Source organism: Halorubrum sp. Ea1, from assembly GCF_002252965.1.
Taxonomy (GTDB): Archaea; Halobacteriota; Halobacteria; order Halobacteriales; family Haloferacaceae; genus Halorubrum.
On the sequence record NZ_NHPG01000032.1, the window covers coordinates 1 to 711 of the forward strand.

1 pseudogene is annotated in these 711 nt (G+C 76.9%); it reads left to right on the plus strand.

Features of this window, described 5'->3' with window-relative positions:
• Window positions 1–63 precede the first annotated feature (63 nt).
• Window positions 64–711 (plus strand): annotated as a pseudogene (locus tag DJ73_RS04840) (PrsW family intramembrane metalloprotease); the annotation flags it as partial.

Here is a 711-nt window from a genome sequence, read left to right on the forward strand (position 1 = left end):
CGACGGCGGCGAGGGAGACGGCGGCGACGCGAACCGACCCGCCGAGCCGCGGGAGGGGGTCGAGTGATCGACCGCCTCGGGAGGGTTCTCCGGGTCGCCCGCTGGGAGGTCGCTCGCGCCGGGGGCGGCGTCGACCGCCGGACGTTGCTCGCGGCGCTCGCGCTCCTGCTCGTCGCCGGCGCCGTCCTCGGTGGGGGGCTCGCGGTCGGCGCCGTGGGGCTCGACGTCGACCGCGACGTGTACCGGGTCGCCGTCGACGGCGACTCCCCGTACGCGGACGCCGTGGACGAGGCGCCGGCGCTGACGCCGGTCCCCGTCGGAAGCGCGGCGCTCGGTGAGACGGCGGATCTCGTCGTCCTCGACGTGGGGCGGGGGGAGTCCGGTGCGGCCGAGACAGTCGCCGTCCGCGCCAGCGACACGCGGAAGGGCGAGGCCGCGGCCGCCGAGTTCCGCGAGGCCGTCGAGGCGCACAACGAGCGGCTGATGGCCGACGAGGAGAACGCGACCGCCGCCTTCCCCGTCGCCGTCACTCTCCGGTACGTCGGCCGGACGAGCGCGCTCGACGACGGCTCGACGCTCGGGGAAGCGAGCGACGGCTCCGGCGGTGACGACGGCTCTGACGGCGACGACGGTTCGGGCGGCGACGACGGCTCTGACGGCAGGGGTGGTTCGGGCGACGGGAGCGGAAGCGACGGGACCGACGGGGACGAC